13 protein-coding genes are annotated in these 18,782 nt (G+C 66.2%); 9 read left to right on the plus strand and 4 right to left on the minus strand.

All coding sequences use genetic code 11. The features are described 5' to 3' along the window. Positions 1 to 9: 9 nt before the first annotated feature. Complete coding sequence (locus tag ABD831_RS12495) at positions 10 to 1,398, minus strand: hypothetical protein (RefSeq protein ID WP_344946701.1); 1,389 nt, start codon at positions 1,396 to 1,398, stop codon at positions 10 to 12. A 216-nt stretch (positions 1,399 to 1,614) separates the two neighbouring features. Between ABD831_RS12495 and ABD831_RS12500 the strand changes: the two genes are divergently transcribed. The 9 genes from ABD831_RS12500 to ABD831_RS12540 all read left to right on the plus strand — a co-directional run bounded on the left by ABD831_RS12500 (position 1,615) and on the right by ABD831_RS12540 (position 11,554). After that, a complete protein-coding gene (locus ABD831_RS12500; protein ID WP_344946704.1) occupies positions 1,615 to 1,785 on the plus strand; it encodes a Flp family type IVb pilin in 171 nt (56 codons plus the stop codon). A 345-nt stretch (positions 1,786 to 2,130) separates the two neighbouring features. Then, on the plus strand, positions 2,131 to 2,535 hold the full coding sequence (locus ABD831_RS12505; protein ID WP_344946707.1) for a TadE/TadG family type IV pilus assembly protein: 405 nt from the start codon (positions 2,131 to 2,133) through the stop codon (positions 2,533 to 2,535). After that, positions 2,532 to 3,806, plus strand: coding sequence for a pilus assembly protein TadG-related protein (locus tag ABD831_RS12510; RefSeq protein WP_344946710.1), 1,275 nt, complete (start codon positions 2,532 to 2,534; stop codon positions 3,804 to 3,806). Before ABD831_RS12505 ends, ABD831_RS12510 begins: the two co-directional genes overlap by 4 nt. A gap of 40 nt (positions 3,807 to 3,846) precedes the next feature. Then, the gene (cpaB, locus tag ABD831_RS12515; protein WP_344946713.1) at positions 3,847 to 4,641 is read left to right on the plus strand and encodes a Flp pilus assembly protein CpaB; all 795 of its coding nucleotides are present in this window, start codon (positions 3,847 to 3,849) and stop codon (positions 4,639 to 4,641) included. After that, positions 4,641 to 5,813, plus strand: coding sequence for a CpaE/TadZ family protein (locus ABD831_RS12520; RefSeq protein WP_344946716.1), 1,173 nt, complete (start codon positions 4,641 to 4,643; stop codon positions 5,811 to 5,813). Before cpaB ends, ABD831_RS12520 begins: the two co-directional genes overlap by 1 nt. Beyond that, on the plus strand, positions 5,810 to 7,207 hold the full coding sequence (locus tag ABD831_RS12525) for a TadA family conjugal transfer-associated ATPase (RefSeq protein WP_344946719.1): 1,398 nt from the start codon (positions 5,810 to 5,812) through the stop codon (positions 7,205 to 7,207). The genes ABD831_RS12520 and ABD831_RS12525 overlap by 4 nt, the downstream gene beginning before the upstream one ends. Then, on the plus strand, positions 7,204 to 9,192 hold the full coding sequence (locus ABD831_RS12530) for a type II secretion system F family protein (protein WP_344946722.1): 1,989 nt from the start codon (positions 7,204 to 7,206) through the stop codon (positions 9,190 to 9,192). The genes ABD831_RS12525 and ABD831_RS12530 overlap by 4 nt, the downstream gene beginning before the upstream one ends. Before the next feature lie 115 nt (positions 9,193 to 9,307). Beyond that, a complete protein-coding gene (locus ABD831_RS12535; protein WP_344946725.1) occupies positions 9,308 to 10,111 on the plus strand; it encodes a type II secretion system F family protein in 804 nt (267 codons plus the stop codon). Between the two features lie 84 nt (positions 10,112 to 10,195). Continuing rightward, complete coding sequence (locus ABD831_RS12540; protein ID WP_344946728.1) at positions 10,196 to 11,554, plus strand: hypothetical protein; 1,359 nt, start codon at positions 10,196 to 10,198, stop codon at positions 11,552 to 11,554. A gap of 42 nt (positions 11,555 to 11,596) precedes the next feature. Here ABD831_RS12540 and ABD831_RS12545 read toward each other — a convergent pair whose 3' ends face one another. From ABD831_RS12545 to ABD831_RS12555, 3 genes are all read right to left on the minus strand, one after another. Further along, positions 11,597 to 12,994: an HTTM domain-containing protein gene (locus tag ABD831_RS12545; protein ID WP_344946731.1), complete on the minus strand. Its 1,398-nt coding sequence runs from the start codon at positions 12,992 to 12,994 to the stop codon at positions 11,597 to 11,599. 123 nt (positions 12,995 to 13,117) lie between these two features. Continuing rightward, entirely contained in the window at positions 13,118 to 17,209 is a 4,092-nt protein-coding gene (locus ABD831_RS12550; protein ID WP_344946734.1) for a phage tail protein, read from the minus strand. Positions 17,210 to 17,674: 465 nt separating this feature from the next. Then, positions 17,675 to 18,766: an acyltransferase family protein gene (locus ABD831_RS12555; RefSeq protein ID WP_344946737.1), complete on the minus strand. Its 1,092-nt coding sequence runs from the start codon at positions 18,764 to 18,766 to the stop codon at positions 17,675 to 17,677. Between the last annotated feature and the right edge of the window lie 16 nt (positions 18,767 to 18,782).

Consider the following 18,782-nt stretch of genomic DNA (forward strand, 5'->3'; position numbering starts at 1 on the left):
TGAGGATTCTCAGACCCGACGGAACAGCATGTAAGAACCGACCAGACCGCTCTGCGAGTAGCCGCTCTCTAAGGCCAGCCGGGCCTGCGCTGAGCCGGGAACGGCCACGACGACTTCTGCGCTCTCGAGTGCGCCTCGAGCTCCGGCGGCGTCGCCGCGGAGGAAGGCGAGATATGCCGCCTGATCTGGTGGGGCGAAGGCGTCCAGTGGGTTGCTTGCCCAGACGGTCGCGCCGGCGGCCGCCAAGGACTCCGACAGTGGCTCAGCGGCGAGGACGACGTGCCCTGAGGCCGCTGCGACGATACGCGCCGACTCGGCATCCGCCGCCCGGAAGTCAGCCGCTCGCAGGGCGAGGGCGCCAGATGCACCCACGAGAAACGCGAGAGCCAGGGTGGCGGCAAAGGCTTGCGACGACCGACTCGCGGGAAGCGTATGGCCCTTGGTGCGAGCAACCCGGGTCGCAGCCGGTACCGCGAGGAAAAGCATGAGCCAAATGCCGTTACGGGCGGCAAGCACGGTTCCTGCCAAGAGCCCGGCCCCGGCTGCCAATTCCCACAAGGTGCGCCGACCGCGGAGGGCGGATGCGCAGAGGATGAGGGCCGCGAGCACCAGGAGGACGTCGAAGGGGTTTGTCAGGCTGAGCGGACCCCACATGCCTGACTCATCTGTGGTTGCTTCGCCACTGAACACGCCGAGGTAGTAGCGAGGGGCCGAGAGCAGCCCAGGATTGAGGCACGTCGCCAGGAGCGAGGCGAGCCCGACGGTGATGGCCGTGACCGGTGTGATCCGGAGGCGGGAGAAGAGCAGGTAGCAACCTGTGACGGCCACTCCGACGAGGACGGCGCCATGGAGGTTGCCCCAAAGCGCAAGCAGCGGCACGACCCACCAGATGGCCGGCGACGGCCGCTCCTGTTCTCGGCGCAGAAGCGCGAGCAGTGACACGAAGGGCACGAGCGACAGCAGTTGCGCTCTCGCGATGAGCAAAGGGGCAGCGGCTCCAACAGCGACCACACACATCATCACCGACGTGCGCTGAGGGGTCGCTCCCCGCCTTGTTGCCTCGACGGCAAGCGCCGTCAAGGTGACCAGCACGGCGATGGTGTGGGCAACGATCACGCCGAGACTGCCAATGGAGTGCGCCGCGGTGAACAGTAACTGGCCGAGCACCGTGGTGTTGACCCAGTCCGCGGAATACGTTGCGGCGAAAGGGATTCCCTCGGGTATCGAGCCACTCTCGAGAATCCTGTCGCCCATGGCCGGGAGCCACAGCGCGTCGGACCCGACGACGGAGATGCCACACGCAACCATGGCCACGATGCCCAGCGTTAGCACCACAAGTGTCGGGCCAGGTCGGGTGGACACGGACAGCTTCCCAGCGCTGTCCAGGGTGCTCTCCATGACGCTCCGGTGTGCTCACGCCTGCGCGGGTGTGCCTTTCGCAGGACTCGTTTCGACGATCTAGAGCCTCCCATTCGATGACGCCCGAAACGAGCAGATTGGCAAGGTCTTGTGAAGTTCAAGCATTTTCGAGACACGGCGTGGCGCGCCACCTAATCTTCCCTTCAGCGGGGGGCACATCGGGTGGCCCTGCATCACTGGGAGGAACGCTTCACCATGACCAAGATTGCTGCCAAGCTCCAGACGCTTCTCAACAAGGAGCGCGGTGCCACCGCCGTCGAGTACGGCCTCATGGTTGCCCTGATCGCCGTCGTGATCATCGCCGCCGTCACGCTGCTCGGCCAGAACCTGAGCACGACGTTCGACAACGTCGCGACGTCGGTCTGAGCACCCAGTGCGGGCGCGAAGTTGGGGGAACAGCTTCGCGCCCGCGTCCGGCTCACGACTAGATGTGAGCCACTGCAAGGTCTTCGGCCGGCCGGCCTCGCCACGAAACTTGTTTCGTGCCAAACAGGCCGGCCCCGTTCAGCACCAACGCCCCAGGGCGCTCGGTGCCCAGGTCGTCAACCAGTTCTCGACGACCAGCGCATGGCAGTCGATGTGACTGCCCCAGAACGTGATCAGCGCGAACGCGGCGGGAACCGCGGCGGAGCCTAGATCCGGGTCTGATCTGCTCGAGGTCTGTGCCGGGGGGCGCCGACTGCACACACCACTTTGGGGAGGCGATCTGGCATGGCCAGAAGTGAGCGCGGCGCATCCGCCGTCGAGTTCGCGATCATCCTCCCTGTGCTCTTCCTTGTTATTGCGGGGATCGTCGACTTCGGCAGGTTCTTCTTCATGAAGATCCAAGTCACCAACGCCGCCCGCGAGGGCGTGCGGATGGCGGTCGTCATGCCGGGCCCGACGCCTGATCCTGGGCCATCGATCACCGCACGAGCCACGGCCGCGGCGGGCGGAGTGCCGTCGGTCTCGGTTTCGGCGCTTGCCACCTGCACCGCAGGGTCGACGGCATACGCGTCAGTTCGGGTCCAGGCCCCCTTCTCGTGGACGGTGATGGGTCCGGCCATTCGCATGGTTGGCGGCAGCTGGGGTTTCAGCGGGGTTGGTTCGACAGGAGTCATGCGATGCGGAGGATGATTCTGCGCCAGGCTCGCCGGCGCCGAGACCGCGGGGCCGCGGCTACGTTGTTCACCGCGCTCTTCGCTGGCGGCGTCATCATTGGCATGCTTGCGCTCTCGGTCGATGTCGGAAGCATCATGTACGAACGTCGACAGATCCAGAACAGCGCCGACGCCACCGCCATGGCATTCGCCCAGAGGTGCGCCACGGCAGCTGCGTACTGCAATCCCTCGGAGGCCGGCACTGCGGCCGTCTTCAGCACGCTGCTCGCGGGGAACAGTGTGGACGGCCTGTCTCAAATGTCTGGCACCTCCGCCGGAATGACCAATGGGGTCTGCGGGAGACTCACTGGCAGCACGGTTATCGCCACGTGCCTTTCGGCGAGTGCGGACGCGTCCGTGACGGAGCTGGCCAAGTGTCCGCCTCTCCCAGCGCTGCTGCGCGGCACTGGGGCAACCATCCCCTACGTCGAGACATACGCGAAGACGAAGACAGCCGGATCGAATCCGAACATCCTGCCCAAGTTCTTCTCGCAGGCCCTCGCGGGTGGCTCACCCGACACGACGGTGCGAGGGTGCGCCCGGGCAGCTTGGGGAACGCCTGGCCAGTACACGGCGAAGGTCCCGATCGTCGTGTCCGAGTGCGAATGGATCCGCAACACCAGCAGCGGCACCGTCTACCAGCTACCGCCGGGGTCTCCCGCGCCCGGATACGGATCGACTCCCGGACAAACGGCCTGGCCGGCCCTGTCTGCCGAGATCACGATCCTGCTGAAGAGCACGACCACTGTTCCATGCGCCATCAACGGCAAGGACACGGCCGGAGGCTTCGGCTACGTGCATCCCACGAGCGGATGCGGCGCAACGGTCAGCATCAATGACTGGGCGCAGATCGACACTGGTAGCTCTCCGCCCGACACGTCTTGCTACAGCATCCTTGCCGCGCTTCGCGGCACCGTTATCGAGCTGCCGATCTTCGACTGCCTGGTGAAGACCTCGACAATGCCTACAGGGCCGATCACGGGGTACTCCGACTGCACGGGCGCCGGCGCTGGTGGTGCTAACTCGTACTACCACGTCAAGGGCTGGGCGAAGTTCTATCTCACCGGTTACAAGATCGGTGGTTCTCAGGAGGCGGCAAGCCTTCGCAGCGGCAGCGTGCCCTGCACTGGTGGTGTCCGGTGCCTGTCGGGCTGGTATACGACCGGCACCCTGAGCGCGGGTGGAACCATCGTCCCACCTACACCCGGCAGCAACTTTGGTGCGTACGTCGTCGCTCCAGCCGGGTGACCGCTTACTTAATGTTCTTCTTCTCTGGGGGTAGCTCCGCATGAACCGTCGAATCCTCGCCATCATCGTGGCCCTGGCGCTTGCCCTGGGTGGCGGTGCGCTCGTCATCATGTACGCGCGTAACGCCGATGCCCGCGCGATCGCGGCCGAGGCGCCCGCCGCCGTATGGGTGGCGCAGCAGCCGGTTCCGGCGGGCACGACCCTCAAGGATGCGCAGCGCACCGGGCTCATCGCTCAGACCGCAGTCAGCTCCAAGGCCGTTCCTGTCGGGGCGCTCGAGGAGATCAACGCCGACAACAACGCGTTGCTGGCCACGACGGACATCGCTGCCGGCGAGTACCTTCTGTCGGCTCGCTTCGGCACCACTCCAGCGGGCACGAAGGCGATCGAGGTGCCGACCGGCATGCTGGCCATCTCGGTGGCGCTGTCGGACCCTGCGCGCGTGGGCAAGTTCGTGACCCCCGGCTCGCACATCGCCATCTACCAGTCGTACAAGATCAAGGACCTTCGAGACACTCCAGAGGCCAAGATCCTCAACGAGAACGACATCCACGGCACAAGCCTTCTGCTCGGCGACGTCCTCGTCATCGGTATGGGCGACGCTCCCCTGGCGGGCGCGGCGGCCAAGCCCGCGGCCGAGGGTGACACCACGACGGCCCAGGGTGCGAGTGGTGACTTTCTCGTGACCGTGGCGGTCAAGCCGACCGAGGCGCCGGTCCTCGTCCACGGGGTGAACAACCGCACCTTGTACGCGGCTCTGCGCGGCTCCGACGTGAAGCTGGACCCGTCGCTCGAGGTGAGCGACCTCAACACACGGAATGCGGTGGGTGGCTGATGACTATTCTCTGGGACTTCGACCCTGCTGCATTCGACACCTACCGCTTGGCCCTTGGGGGTGACGCGATCCTGCTCAACTCGGCTCCGCGTGTGAGCCGTGCGCTGGAGGAGGACCGCAACCAGCAGCTCGTCGTCATCGGCCCCGACATCGACCTCGACTCCGCCTGCGAGCTCGCCGAGCGTGAGCGCGTGGATCGTCCGGAGCTCGGCGTCATCCTGCTGCGGCACCGGCTCGACGTGACTGCCCTTGCGCAGGCGCTGCGTAGCGGTGTCCGAGAGGTCGTGCAGGCGGACGATCAGACGGCACTGGCCGACGCGGTCCGACGGTCGGTCGCGCTCACGCAGCAGTTGAGCGGCCACGGCACCAACGTGGGCGGTCGAGACGGCAAGATCATCACGGTCTTCAGCGCCAAGGGCGGCGTCGGCAAGACGACCATGTCGACCAACCTCGCTGTCTACCTCGCCTCGACCGGGGCGAAGACGCTGCTCGTCGACCTCGACCTCATGTTCGGGGATGTTGCCATCAGCCTGCAGCTCCACCCGCATGGCTCGGTGCGCGACGTGGTCGCGATGAGCGGGCACCTCGACGACCAAGGTGTGCAGTCGGTCGTGACGCGTCACGAGGAGAGTGGGTTGGATGTCATTGCGGCGCCTGCCGACCCGGCTGACGCCGACCGAGTTCCGTCGCACGTGATCATCGAGCTGCTGCGCGTGGCCCGAGGTCAGTACGACTACGTCCTCGTCGACACCCCGCCGTCCTTCACCGAGCACGTGCTCGCGGCATTTGACGTCAGTGATCTGACGGTCCTCATCGCGACGCTAGACATTCCTGCGGTCAAGAACCTCCGCATCGCCATCAACACGCTCGACACGCTCGGCGCCTCGAAGGAGGCGCGGACCATCGTGCTCAACCGCTCCGACGCGAAGGTCGGGCTCAAGCCCGATGACGTCGAGGCGGCACTCAAGGCGCCCATCTCGGCAAACGTGCCGAACAGCCTGACGGTGCCGGCCTCGGTCAACCGCGGTGTGGCACTCGTGCTCGATGACCCGCGCAACCCGGTCTCGCTCGCCATCCGCGACCTCGCGGACCAGGAGATCCGGCGCCGGTTCGGTGAGGACCTGCAGAACGGCGCGAAGCGCAGCTTCAGCCTGTTCGGTGGGAAGCGATGAGCAACCTCGCCGACCGCCTCGAGCGCGCCCGCCAGTCCACTCAGGTCAACGAGCCTGCGCCACCGAACGGTGGCCAGATCCGCATCGTGAACGGTGCGGCGCCGGTCCGCCGTCGCGGAGTCGACCCTTTCGCCGGCGTGAAGGAGCGCGTCCACCAGGCGCTCGTCGCGTCGCTCGGGCCTCGTCTCTACGACCCGAACCTCAGCGAGGGCGAGCTCGCGGCACAGGTGCGCGCCACGCTGCAGGAGGTCATCGACTCCGAGCAGACACCTCTGTCACACTCCGACCGCACACGAATTGCTCAGGACGTCTCGGACGACATCCTCGGCCACGGACCGTTGGAGCCCTACCTGCGCGACGCAGAGGTCTCCGAGATCATGGTCAACGGTTCCGAGGACATCTACATCGAGCGCGCGGGCAAGATCTATCCCGTCGATGCACGATTCTCCGACGAGACGCATCTGCGTCGCACCATCGACAAGATCGTCGGCCGCGTCGGTCGACGTGTCGACGAGTCCAGCCCGATGGTCGACGCGCGCCTCCCCGACGGATCCCGTGTCAACGCGGTCGTGCCGCCTATCGCGCTCGACGGCTCGATGCTCACGATCCGTAAGTTCTCGGCCGACCCGTTCACCGACCGGGACCTCATCTCGTTCGGCACGATGACGGAGAAGGTCCGCGACTTCCTCGACGCCTGCGTCAAGGGCCGTCGCAACATCATCATCAGCGGTGGCACCGGCTCGGGGAAGACGACGACGCTCAACGTCATCAGCTCCTTCCTGCCGCACGACGAGCGCATCGTCACCATCGAGGATGCCGCCGAGCTGCAGCTCCAGCAGCAGCACGTGCTCCGACTCGAGGCGCGCCCGGCCAACATCGAGGGCCGCGGTCTCGTCTCCATCCGTGAGCTGGTCAAGAACTGTCTGCGTATGCGTCCCGACCGCATCATCGTCGGTGAGATCCGTGACGGCGCAGCGCTCGACATGCTGCAGGCCATGAATACCGGTCACGACGGCTCGATCACCACCGTCCACGCCAACACGCCGCGCGACAGTCTCGCCCGCTTGGAGACGATGGTGCTCATGGCGGGCATCGAGCTTCCCGTGCGAGCCATCCGCGAGCAGGTGGCGGGCGCAGTCGACCTCATCGTCCAGCAGTCACGCCTCAAGGACGGCTCGCGTCGAATCGTCGCAATCTCCGAGGTCGTCGGCATGGAGTCCGACGTCATCACCCTCCAGGACATCTTCACCTTCAACTACCAGGCGGGCCGCGACGAGAACGGGCGCTTCATCGGCACCCTCATGCCCACCGGCATCCGTCCGAAGTTCACGGCCGACCTGGCCGACGTGGGTGTCGAGCTGCCCGTGTCGCTCTTCTCCAGGGCGGCGCAGTGAGCCTCACCCGTCGCCTCGCCACCGGACTCACCGCGCTCGCAGCCGGTCTCGTCCTGGTACCCGCGGTCACGGCGCAGGCGGCCGACGTCTCGGTCGGGCTCAGTGGTGTCAAGGCAACCGCGACGGCCTCGACCTCGACCCTCACCGGGGTCATCACCCTGCGCAGCAAGGTCGACATGCAGGTCGACCCGGCATCTCTCAAGGTGAAGATCGACGGGGAGGAGTTCCCCACCACCGTCAAGCAGGCCGCCAAGCTCGACCGGAAGGCCATGCTCGTCATCGACACGAGCGGGTCGATGGGCGCGCAGGGCATGGCGACGGTGCGCAAGGCCTCTGCCACCTACCTCAAGACGGTCCCCGTCGACGTCAAGGTCGGCGTGGCCTCCTTCGCCAACACGGCCGGTGTCGACCTCGCGCCGACGCTCGACCGGTCCGCCGCCCAGCGCGTCATCAACGGCCTCGACTCACGTGGTGACACAAGCCTCTATGCCGGCATGCAGAGTGCCGCTGCTGCGCTCGCCGGGTCGGGCGACCGCAGCATCGTGCTGCTCAGCGACGGCGCCGACACCATGGCTGCCAACAAGGCCCAGGCGCTCAAAGACGCGGTCGCGAAGATCAAGGGGGGTGGCATCCGGGTCGACGTCGTGCGGTTCAAGACGAACGACCCCGACGCCACGAGCGCCTTGCAAGCCTTTGCCGGCGTCAATGGCGGAAGTGTGGTCTCTGCCGACAACTCAGCCGGAGTCTCCGCCGCCTTCCAGGCCTCGGCCCAGGCCCTGAGCCGCCAGGTGCAGTTCTCGACGGCGATACCCAAGTCCCTCTCAGGGGCGCACACCTACGACGTGACCGGAATGGCCGGCAGCACGGGCTTCGGCTTCAGCCGCCAGATCACCTTCACGGCACCAGCGGCTGCTCCGACTCCCTCGTCGAGCCCGTCCGTGCCGCCGGTGGGCGCGCCGCCAGCCCAGGCCGCCGGCATCGGCCTCGGTTCCGTCGCGGTCACCAACCGGACGCCCTACATCGCTGCCGGCCTGCTCGGGCTCGCACTCTTCGTCGTGCTGTCCACCTCACTCATGCCGACGCTCCAGACCAAGCGCGAGCGGCGTGTGGCCGCCATCGACGCCTACGTCGTCGGGGACACCGTCGCACTGTCCCGACAGGAAATGAAGGCAGCGCAGAGCACCATCACCGCCCAACTGCTCGACATGGGCGATCGCGTGATGAAGGACCGCAAGTCGACGAGCAAGACGCTGGCCCTCATCGAACGGGCTGACCTTCCCTTCCGTGCGGGTGAATGGCTCGTGCTGCGTGTCATCGCAGTCATCGTCGGAGCGGCGGTCGGTCTCGTGCTGGCCGGCGAGGCCAAGTACGTCGGGCTCATCATCGGTGCGGTTCTCGGACTGCTCCTCATGCCCTTGGGTCTCCGTTTCGCGGCTTCACGCCGGGCCCGAAAATTCGAGGCGCAGCTGCCGCAGATCCTCCTCCTCATCTCGACCAGCCTCCGGAGCGGTTTCGGTCTGCCCCAGTCCCTCGACGCCGTTGCGCGTGATGCGGCCGAGCCCGCCGGCAAGGAGTTCAGCCGCGCCCTGGCAGAGACCCGGATCGGCACCGACATCTCCGATGCGCTCGAGCGCGTCGCGGTCCGCATGGAGAGCAAGTCCATGCACTGGGCCGTCATGGCCATCCGCATCCAGCGGGAGGTCGGCGGCAACCTCGCTGACACCTTGCGCACGACCGCCGGCACCCTGCGCGAGCGCGAGTCGCTGCACCGACAGGTTGCGACGCTCTCGGCCGAAGGCAAGCTGTCGGCCTACATCCTCGTCGCACTGCCGATCTTCATCTTCGTCTATATGACGAAGGTCAACTACGACTACGTCAGCCTGCTCTGGACCACCACGGTCGGTCTCTTCATGAGCGTTGGCGGTCTCGTTTCCCTCTGCGTCGGCATGCTGTGGATGCGCCAAGTCGTCAAGATCGAGGTGTGACATGAACATCAACCCGGTCTACATCGGAGCGGGCCTCCTCGGAGTCGGTCTGCTCATAGGCGTCCTCAGCGTGAGCTTCAGTGGTGGTGAGCCTCGGGGCGTCGCAAAGTCGCTGATGCTCATCGACCAGCAGGTGGATCGTCGCGAGGTCGTCACGACCGATCTGGCTGCCAAGGACCGACTGCTCACACCGATCCTCGAGCGCACCAAGGGACTGGCCCGCGCCCTTTCACCCGGGGGCGCCGACGACCGCTACGGCAAGCTCCTGGACCAGGCGGGCAACCCCGCCGGCTGGACCGTCGAGCGGATCCTCGGCCTCAAAGGGGCGGCCCTGCTGGTCGGCATCGTGCTCGGTGCCTTCTACGGCAAGTTCCAGCTGCCGAACGGACTTCTCTACGCCGTGATCGGCGGTGCGGCACTCTTCTTCCTGCCGGATCTGCTCATGAAGAACGTCGCGTTGCGCCGCCAAGAGGAGACGAGCAAGAGCCTCGCTGATGCCCTTGACATGCTCAGCGTCTGCGTCGAGGCGGGGCAGGGATTCGACGCTGCACTCCTCCAAGTGGCGCGCAACGTTGACGGGCCGATCTCCGGCGAGTTCGCTCGCGTGCTCTCAGAGATCCAGATCGGCAAGTCCCGCGGCGAGGCCTTCAGCTCGATGGGTGACCGCGTCACCTTGCCCGAGGTCAAGAACTTCATCACTGCGCTCGTGCAGGCCGACCGGCTCGGTCTGCCCATCGCCGGAGTGCTGCGGGAGCAAACCGTCAACATGCGCCTCGTGCGTCGCCAGAAGGCGGAAGAAAAGGCTCAGAAAGTCACGATCAAGATCCTCTTTCCACTCATGTTCTGCATCCTGCCGGCCCTCTTCATCGTCATCATCGGCCCTGGCGCTATCCGCATGATGCAGGCCTTCGGCGGTTGACCGCGGGTGCCCGTCGTCACTGAGACCACGGCCTCGACTGGGAGGGGATCTGCGGCGAGCTCCCCAGTCGCACGTATCGGCTGGATGCTGCCACCGCTCGTCCTTGTCCTCTACGCCCTGAAGCCACTCGCCCCGATCGGAGATCCGGACGCCTACTGGCACATCGTCGCCGGTGAGCACCTCATCCGGACTGGCCAGTTTGTCTTGGAAGACCCCTTCGGCGCCGCGACTGAGAAGACCTGGATCCTCAACCAGTGGCTGCCTGAGGTGCTCATGTACTGGGCGCGCACGGCATACGGCCTTCCGGGGGTCGCGTGGCTCCTCTGCGTGGCTTCGTTCCTGGTCGGACTATCCGTCTACTCAGCCTGCCGGCGACGTTCCTCGGCCCTGGTCACGGCTTTGGTCGTTGCGATGGTGTTCGTCGCACTCAGTGGGAGTCTCTCTCCCCGGCCGCAGCTCGTCACCTTCGCGCTGACCGCAGTGACGACCAGTGCCTGGTTGCGAACGCGTGAGGACGGTCGCGCTCGTTGGTGGCTGGTGCCCTTGTCCTGGCTCTGGGCCTGCAGCCACGGCATGTGGTTCGTCGGACCGGTCGTGGGCGGTGTGGTCGTCGTCGGACTGCTGCTCGAGAGCCGCGCCACGTGGGGCCGCGCGGTCCGTCTCGCCCTGATACCCGCCTTGTCCGTGGCTGTGGCGGCTCTGACCCCAGTCGGCCCCCTCCTGCTCACCTCGCCCTTCCAGGTCGGTGGCGTGACGGCCTACATCACCGAGTGGCAACGACCGGGGCTCACTGAAACAGCAGTCCTCGCGGCGCTCGCGCTCGCGGCCGTCATCGTCATCGACCAGCTTCGTCGCGGACGCCGTCAGTGGACCATCGTCCTGTTGACGGTGCTCGCCGTGGCACTGGCCCTGACATGGTCGCGCACCGTCGGACTGGGCGCAGTGATCCTGGCGCCCTTGGCTGCAGCCGCGATGCAGTCCCTCACGGGTCAGCCCAGACCGCGCCCTGAGGCGCCGGAACGTCCGGCGGTTGCCGTCGCCGGAGTCGCCGGTCTCGTCGTGGCCGGCCTTCTGGCCGGGAGTGTGGCGGCGACGCCGGCGATCGGGCCGAATGGTCTCGACGACGACTTGTCTCGGCTCTCGGCCGGCACGGTCATCTGTAACGATCAGGCTGACGGCGGATGGCTGATGTTCCGCCATCCGGGCCTAAGACCCACGATGGACACGCGAGTCGAGCTCTACACGGTGCCGCACATCAAGGCGTACCTGCGGTTCATCGTCGCGCAGCCCGGGTGGCAGAGCTACAGCCGGGACGTCGGCTGCACCGTCAGCGTCCTGCCCGACACAGCCGCTGTCGCCTCGGCGATGGAGGCGAGTGGAGACTGGCGGCTCATTCGGCGCGTCGACGGATATGTGCTGCTGCAGTCGCAGGGCGACGGCTGAAAGGCTGATGGCGGACCGCTCGCATCCGTGGCCGTCGGCGGTTCAGGTGTTGTTGCAGTACCTCTGGGACGAGACAGCGACAGGCCGGAGCATCGCGAACTTGTCCTCGAAGAAGCCCAGTGGAGTGAAGTGCTGCTGGCCGGGGCCGGGACCGAAGACCTGGCGCTGCCCGTTGACGGTTCCGACCACGACGAGATCGGGTTTGGCCTGAGCCTCACGTCGCAGAGCCAGGAGCGGGACGCCGGCCCTCCCGCCCTGCGCGGCGGCCATCGCGGGGTCGTTGGAGGACTCGATCACCACGAAGTCGTCCTGCCACGAGGTGAGGTGAACCACGGGCATGAAGAGATGGTTGGGCTCCTGGCCCTCGGTCCGAAGCCCGGAGAACATCGTGAACACTCCGGCCGTGCGAAGGCCGATGTACGGATTGGCCGCCCACAGGACCGCGAGCGCGATGACGGGCACGAACATCACCCTGACGCGGCCGATCGGCTGCCTCTCGACCGGCTCCGGCCTTGTGGTCACCGCCGCCAGCAGGATGCAGAGCAGGTACGCCTGGCTGGCGACGAACACCAGGGCTGAGCTGACGCGCACCGAGGCATACCCCAGCAGCCCGAAGACCAGCAGCGCCGCGCAGGCCGCGGCAACCCTGTGAGCGGAGGCCCGCCGGACGAGGTCGAGCCGATGAGCAAGGTCCCCGATCCTCTGCCTCACTCGCCTGCTCTCACTCGGGGGGAGGAAGAGCAGGAACAGGGCGTAAAGCGTCGCCGTGAAGTCGACCACGGCAAAGGCAGGACTGACGCTGAGGAGGAAGTGGAACGCCAGGCCCAGGCGCACGGCGTAGGGCCGAGTCCGTCTCCACAGGAGGAGCAGCGGAATCGACGACTCGATGATGATCGAGCCCATGAAGAACACCCCGGCCACTGGCACGACCTGCGACAAGCCGTACGACGCCTGCTCGGCGATGGCCGTCGCGCAGCTCGATGCGGCGGTCACGAAGTTGTGGTTGTACTTCGACAGGGCCGCCGCCGCATATGCGACGAGGACGACGACGCGAGCCGCAGGAAATGCGCTGGAGATCGCCTCGGCCTTGAAGGACCGCTTGACGAGCATCGCCACGAGCAGAGTCAGGTTGACGAAGGAGATGAGCATCCAGTGGTCGGGGCTGATGGGCATCTCGACGACCATGTCGGCCAGCTGCGCCAACGCCAGTCCCGCCAGCAGCCGACCGTCCAGAGGCCTGAGCAGCAGTGCGAGGGCCATGATGAACGCCGCGACGTTCCATGGCGTGTCGAGGCGGCTGTGGTTCGCGGCCGCAAGGTGGATCATGTGGGCGACGGCCCACATCCGCATGAACATGGCCGTCCGGCCACGGTCGTGCGAGACCTCGCAGTCGGCAGGTGCTTCGGCGGGCCGCGATGCGACTGGCCTTTCGGAACTCATGACGGGACCCTCAGTGATCTGCGTCTGCCAGCGCCGAGCGGCGCTGGCAGGGGGACGTCGAATGTGTTCCCGCCTCATGCTCCAGCACGGACAGCACGCTGGTGTGGCGTTTGTCCGACATGGTCACTCCGCGAAGCTTCCAGCCAGGTCGGCGATGACGTCGACGCTGCCGTAGGAGTTGTAGAACGTGACCTTGTTACCAGCGCCCACCTTCACGACCACCATGTTCGCGATCGTTTGTCCTGCAACGTAGTTCAGGTTGGAGGCGGTGGGCCGCGCTGCGTCAGCCGGGTAGACCGTGAGCACGCTGCCGTTCGTCGGGCTGGTCACCGTGACGTTGAGGGCGACCGCGGTCGTTCCGGCCGGCAGTCCGGGGATGGTAAGCGTCGTTGAGCCACCGGCGGCGATCTTTCCCTTGGTGACGCCGACACCGGTGCGGGTGTCCATCACACGCGTCGGCGTCACACCGGCATACTCGCTCCCGCTGTCGAGGCGGTAGTACCCCGCGAGGTCCGCGACCACGTGCGTCGAACCGGCTGAGTTGTAGATGCTGACTCGCCCGGCCCCGTCGACGGGGGCTGTCACGAGGTTCGGCACCGTCTGTCCCGCAACGAAGTTCAGGTTGGAGACGTTGGGTCGCGTGGCGCCGTAGGGGTAGACGATCAGGTGGCCGGCGGTGGTCGGCCGCGTGACCGTGACGTTCAGTACGACAGCCGTGGTGCCCGAAGGGATGTTCGGCACTGTCAGGGTGATCGCCTGGCCGGGGCCCACGGCTCCGAGGTGCCCCACTCCCGAACGCGTGTCGAGCACACGCTGGGGGGTCATGGCAGTGAAGCCGGACCCGAGATCAGGAGCGAAGTAGCCCGAGAGGTCCGCGATGAGATCGGTTGTGCCGGCAGAGTTGTTCAGGCTGATGCGACCACCGGGGCCCACCCGGACCATGACGAGGTTGGGAACCGTCTTGTTGGCAGTGAAGTTGAGACTGGATGTGCTGGGCAGTGGCTGCCCGTAGGGCCAGACCCTCACATAGCCGGTCGCCGTGGTGTTGGTCGCCGTGACGTTGACGACGATGGAGCTGACACCGGCGGGCAGCCCAGGCACCGTAACGGTGATCGTCCTGCCCGCACCGACCTTGGCCTTGGAGGCCCCAAGCCCCGTCCTCGTGTCGAGGAAGCGTTGGGGGGTGACGGGAGTGAACGACCCGCGGTTGTTGTCGACCGTGAACCGACGCCACTCACTCGATCCGAGCTCTGCACCGGACACGTTGACGGCGACTACTCGCCATTCCCATGTACCTGTCGCGATGACTGACACGGGGGCGTACGCCTGGGCGTTCGTCACCACAGACTCCGTGAGAGCGCTGGCCCCGGCCGCCCGCCGTTCGAAGCGGTAGGTGGTCGCGCTCGGTACTGCGCTCCACGTCATGTACGGCGCGTAGCCGTTGACGACACTGTTCGCAGCTGGGGTGGTCAGGTTCGGCGCCGCACCGAGCGAGAAGAAGCGTCCGGTGGCCGACCACTGACCCGGACGGTTGTCCGCGTCGAGACGCGCCACCCGCCACACGTAGGCCGACGAGCTGGCTGGCAGCGGCACGGAATGGGCGTATGCCGTCTGCTTCGTCGTGACGTTGATGACGCGGTTGGTCGGTGACCAGTTGGAGTCGTCGTTCTTGTAGACCTCGAGCTGGTAGGCGCCGGCGAAGTCACTGGGAGCCCACACGAAGGGCGAGGTGCCGCTGGTGCACGAGGCAGTGATCGCAGGCGTGGCGCAGGCGCTGTCGATCGAACCCACGGCGCCCTTCGGCGTGGTGAGTGCCGCAGCGGGGCTCGACTTCTTGACCGACCACGTCTGCGACCACTGGAGGCCATTGTTCTCCGCGTCGATGGCCTGAACGCGCCAGTAGAGCGTGCCCTCCGGGTAGGTGCTGGCCCATGCGGTGTACGTCGCCTGGTCAACGACCTGGTTGTCGAGCAAGCTCGCGAAGCTGTCCGTCGTCGAGACCTGGATCCGGTACTGCTTCGCCGACTGGTTGCCTGCTTCGCTCGTGGGGTCCCACGGAGTACTGAGACTCGTGTTGAGGTAGTCCTCCCAGCTGAAGGTCACGGCGTTGCTCACCGTGGCCCCCTTCGCTGGCGTCAGAAGCTTGACCTCCGGGGAGATCTTGCTGAAGGCATTGGTGGCGGCGTTGGCCGTGGACACGGGGTCCGGCGCACAGACGCCGCTTGCCTTGCAGGGCCGGATGAACCAGTAGTAGGCGGTGCCCGCTTGGCTGTCGGCGAAGGTGCTGGGGTTGTTGACGTCGGACGGTGTCCAACGGGTGCTCGTCGTGCTGGGGATCGTCGCTCCGTAGACGAGGTTGGTCAGCTCACGATCCCGTCCGACGTAGACCATGTAGTAGGCAGCCCCGGGAACCGGGGCCCAGTCCAGCACCGGAGTCGTGGAGACGCCCTCACACACGCGGGGAAGAGTCGGCGAGTCGAGGTAGTACGTGCAGGCGGAGGAGGTGTCCAGCCGCTTCCCGCTCAGGGCCACCTGCCGCCCTCCGGTGGCCTGCAGGTCGGCGATGGTGAACGACGCCTGCGTCCCTCTGCCCAGCGATGCGTTCGCGCTGCTGAACGCCTCCACCTGGTAGTCGTAAGTGCCTGGAGTCAACAGGGCCTTGCCCGTGTCGGTGGCTGCCGCATAGGGGTACAGGGCGTTGAGGATCGGCGAGTAGGTGTTGTCGAAGAAGAAGCCGCTCCCGCTGACACCGATGTCGACCCGGTAGTAGGCGGCGTTGGCGACCGGTGTCCACGTCAACGAGGGGAACCTGACGCTGGGGGAGGTGATGTCCGTCGCGTCGGGGCGGGCTCCGCCGCCACTGGGGCTGGTGACGTTGAACGTCCAGTTCCCGTACTTCGGGGAGAGCGAGGCGTTGGCATCGATCGCCTGGACCGTCCAGCCGAAGGGACCGTTGGCCGGGTCGAGCGCGGCGTTCCCGGTAGGGGTCCAGCTGAGGGAGTAGGTGTCGAGCGTGGCGACCTTGACATTGTTCTTGTCGACAACACTCACGCGGTACTTCTCGGCGTCGCGGGAGGCCTGCCAGCGAAGTGTCGGTACGGCCACGGTCGCGCCGTCCGCAGGGCTGACCCGCTGCACCGGGCCCGAGGAGTAGACGAACGAGCTGATGCTCGAGTAGATGCCCTGGACGGAGGCCGGGTCATCCAACGCGCGCACTCGCCAGTACGTCACTGCGCCCTGACTCGGCATGCACAGGTCTGCCTTGGGGGGGTAGATGTACCCGGCGGTGTAGGTCGTGTTGGCGGTGATACAGCTGTCGAAGGTGCCCGGCGTGAAGTTGGGATCCGTACCGACGTCCAGCTGGTAGCGCGTCGCGTGGTCGACCGGGCTCCACTGGAAGTAGAAGGCATCTGAGACAGGTGGTGAGATCGCGTTCGGCGGATAGACCAGAGCAGGCTTGTCCAGCCAGTTCCGCTGGAACGTGTGCTGAGGGGTGACGGACACCCAGTCGATGGTCTCGTTCTGGTTGTTGCGAGCCCGCACGCGCCAGTAGTACTGGTCGTTGAGGTAGGTCGTGGCCGGGCTGTAACGCGTGCTCTTGATGTTGGTTTTGGTGTCGATGATCGTGTTGAAGTCCTGGTCGGTGCTGACCTGGAGCTCGTAGGTCTTCGCGCCCTTGACCGGCTGCCACTCGAGGTAGACATCCTCGACCGCCTGGTTCTCGTCAGGAGCGACCATCTGGACCTGCGACAGGGACCCGATCTTGAACTGCCAAGAACTCGAATAGGCCGTGTAGAGCCCATTGGCCAGCTGGGCGCGCACGTGCCAGAAGTAGCTGCCGTTCGCCGGAGGGTCCGGGACGAGGAGCGTAGGGACCTTCGTTGCGTACTGCGTTGCCCCGACGAAGTCGATGTCGGGGTCGACCTCGACCTGATAGCTCACGGCGCCCGGGACTGCGGTCCAGGAGAGGAGTGGCGGGTTGGTGGGCTGTTCCAGCGCAGGGCCCTGGTCGGCAGGGCTCAGGAGTGTGGGCGCCTCGGTCGCGGTGACATTGATGTCCGTGGTCGACCAGGCGCTCGATCCCGACGGGCCGTTCGCGCGCACTCGCCAGTAGACGGTGCCCTCCGGAAGCAGGGACGTTGGCACGATCTGACGGTTGGTCGTCGTCTTCGCGAACAGCGTCGGGCTGAACGCGGACGTCGAGGCGACCTGCACGTCGTAGCTCGTCGCGTCGGGAACGCGATTCCATGTCAGCCTGGGTGAAGAAGAGGTCGCGCCACCCGACGACGGCGTCAAACCATCGGGAGCGCTCGCTGCCCCAGCCGAGAGCGACACGACCGGAAGCCCTGCGGCCGCCACCACCACCGCTAGAACGGCCCTCACGGCCCAAACGCCCCAACGGCGCACCTTCACTCCGGACATGTTGCGTACCCTCCCCTGACTCATCGGTCCGCGTCAGGCTAAGAGGTGAAGTTCCGCCTTGTTCATGATTCGCGTGAATTGGGCCTCCGCAAGCAGCGCCAACGGTCTGCCCGCCCACCCCGACGCCACGGCCGGCAACGCCAGCGGTCGGAGCCGTGCGCCACCGCTCACCCTGGCACGCGCTGCCACCTTCTCACCGACGACGCCCGGTGGTTTGGGTCTAACGAGTGAGGTGAACACGACGAGTCGTCCCGGTGGTCACGGGGTGACGCCAAGTTCACTGCGGGCGCCTGAGGTGTCTATTTGGTGCTTCCGAGCGCCTTCTATTGACCTGAGCCTCGGCAGCTCGATGTATCGGTAAGACAGCCAAACCGGGAACGGCAACATACACACGGCGATGATGACGCGGACTTCTGGAGCCAGTGAGGAAAAGCCGAACCAGATGATGGCCAACAGTGGAAAGTGCCACAGGTAAAGGCTGTAGCTGGCCCTGCCGATCGCCACAAGTGGCCGGGAGCGAAGCAGCATCTGAGCCAGCGACTGCGTCGCGTGCCGCGTGCTGATCAAGAGAACAGTCACGACTATCGCGAACGGAAAATGTGTCACTCGGTAGGCCCAAAGTCCGGGCATGTTACTGGGCAACGCAACGATGGCCACGAGGCCGATCGCGGCCACATCGGCCAGCCGCCCCCTTGCCGGTCGTTGGCCCTGCTCCACTTCGCGGAGGGCAAGTGCAGCACCCACAAGCATTGCAGCGATGTTGGCCGGCGGGAGGAAGTAGAAGAAGCGAGGGGAGAGGAACAGAGATCCGGCGAAGAGAGCCAATGCGGTGGCTCCGGTCCAGACGCTTGCTCGTTGGCTTTGGAGGCCTCGCCGGCGCATCAACCAGACGGCCAGGGGCCACGACAGGTAGAAGCACCACTCGATACTCAGGCTCCACGTGTGCCCCCACCACTCGATGGGCATTGCGTTCGCCGCCGCGAAAGGAGCAGCCGACTGCGTGAGCACGATCGCAGTGGCGAATAGATGCTGTCCGTTGTCGGCCGGAACATCGGCCAGTGCCATAAGGGGGCCGCAGATGGCAAGGATGACAATGATGGGTGGATACAAGCGCCGGGCGCGCCTTCGGACGAAGTCGGTCCAAGACTGTCGCAAGCCCTGCTCCGGGCGACTCCACAGGATGCGCGTGATGAGGAAGCCGGAGAGGACGAAGAAGATGACGACGCCCAGCTGACCGCCTCCGGGCGCTGCGAGCATGCCGCTGGTTGAAACGAAGTGGAGATACACGACCATGATCGCCGCGGCTCCCCGGAGACCGTCCAGGGCTTGGTCTCGGTTGGCGGGGATCATGCGCCCATTCTGGGCA

Origin of the sequence: Terrabacter ginsenosidimutans, assembly GCF_039539425.1 — a bacterium.
In the GTDB taxonomy this organism is placed as follows: Bacteria; Actinomycetota; Actinomycetes; order Actinomycetales; family Dermatophilaceae; genus Terrabacter; species Terrabacter ginsenosidimutans.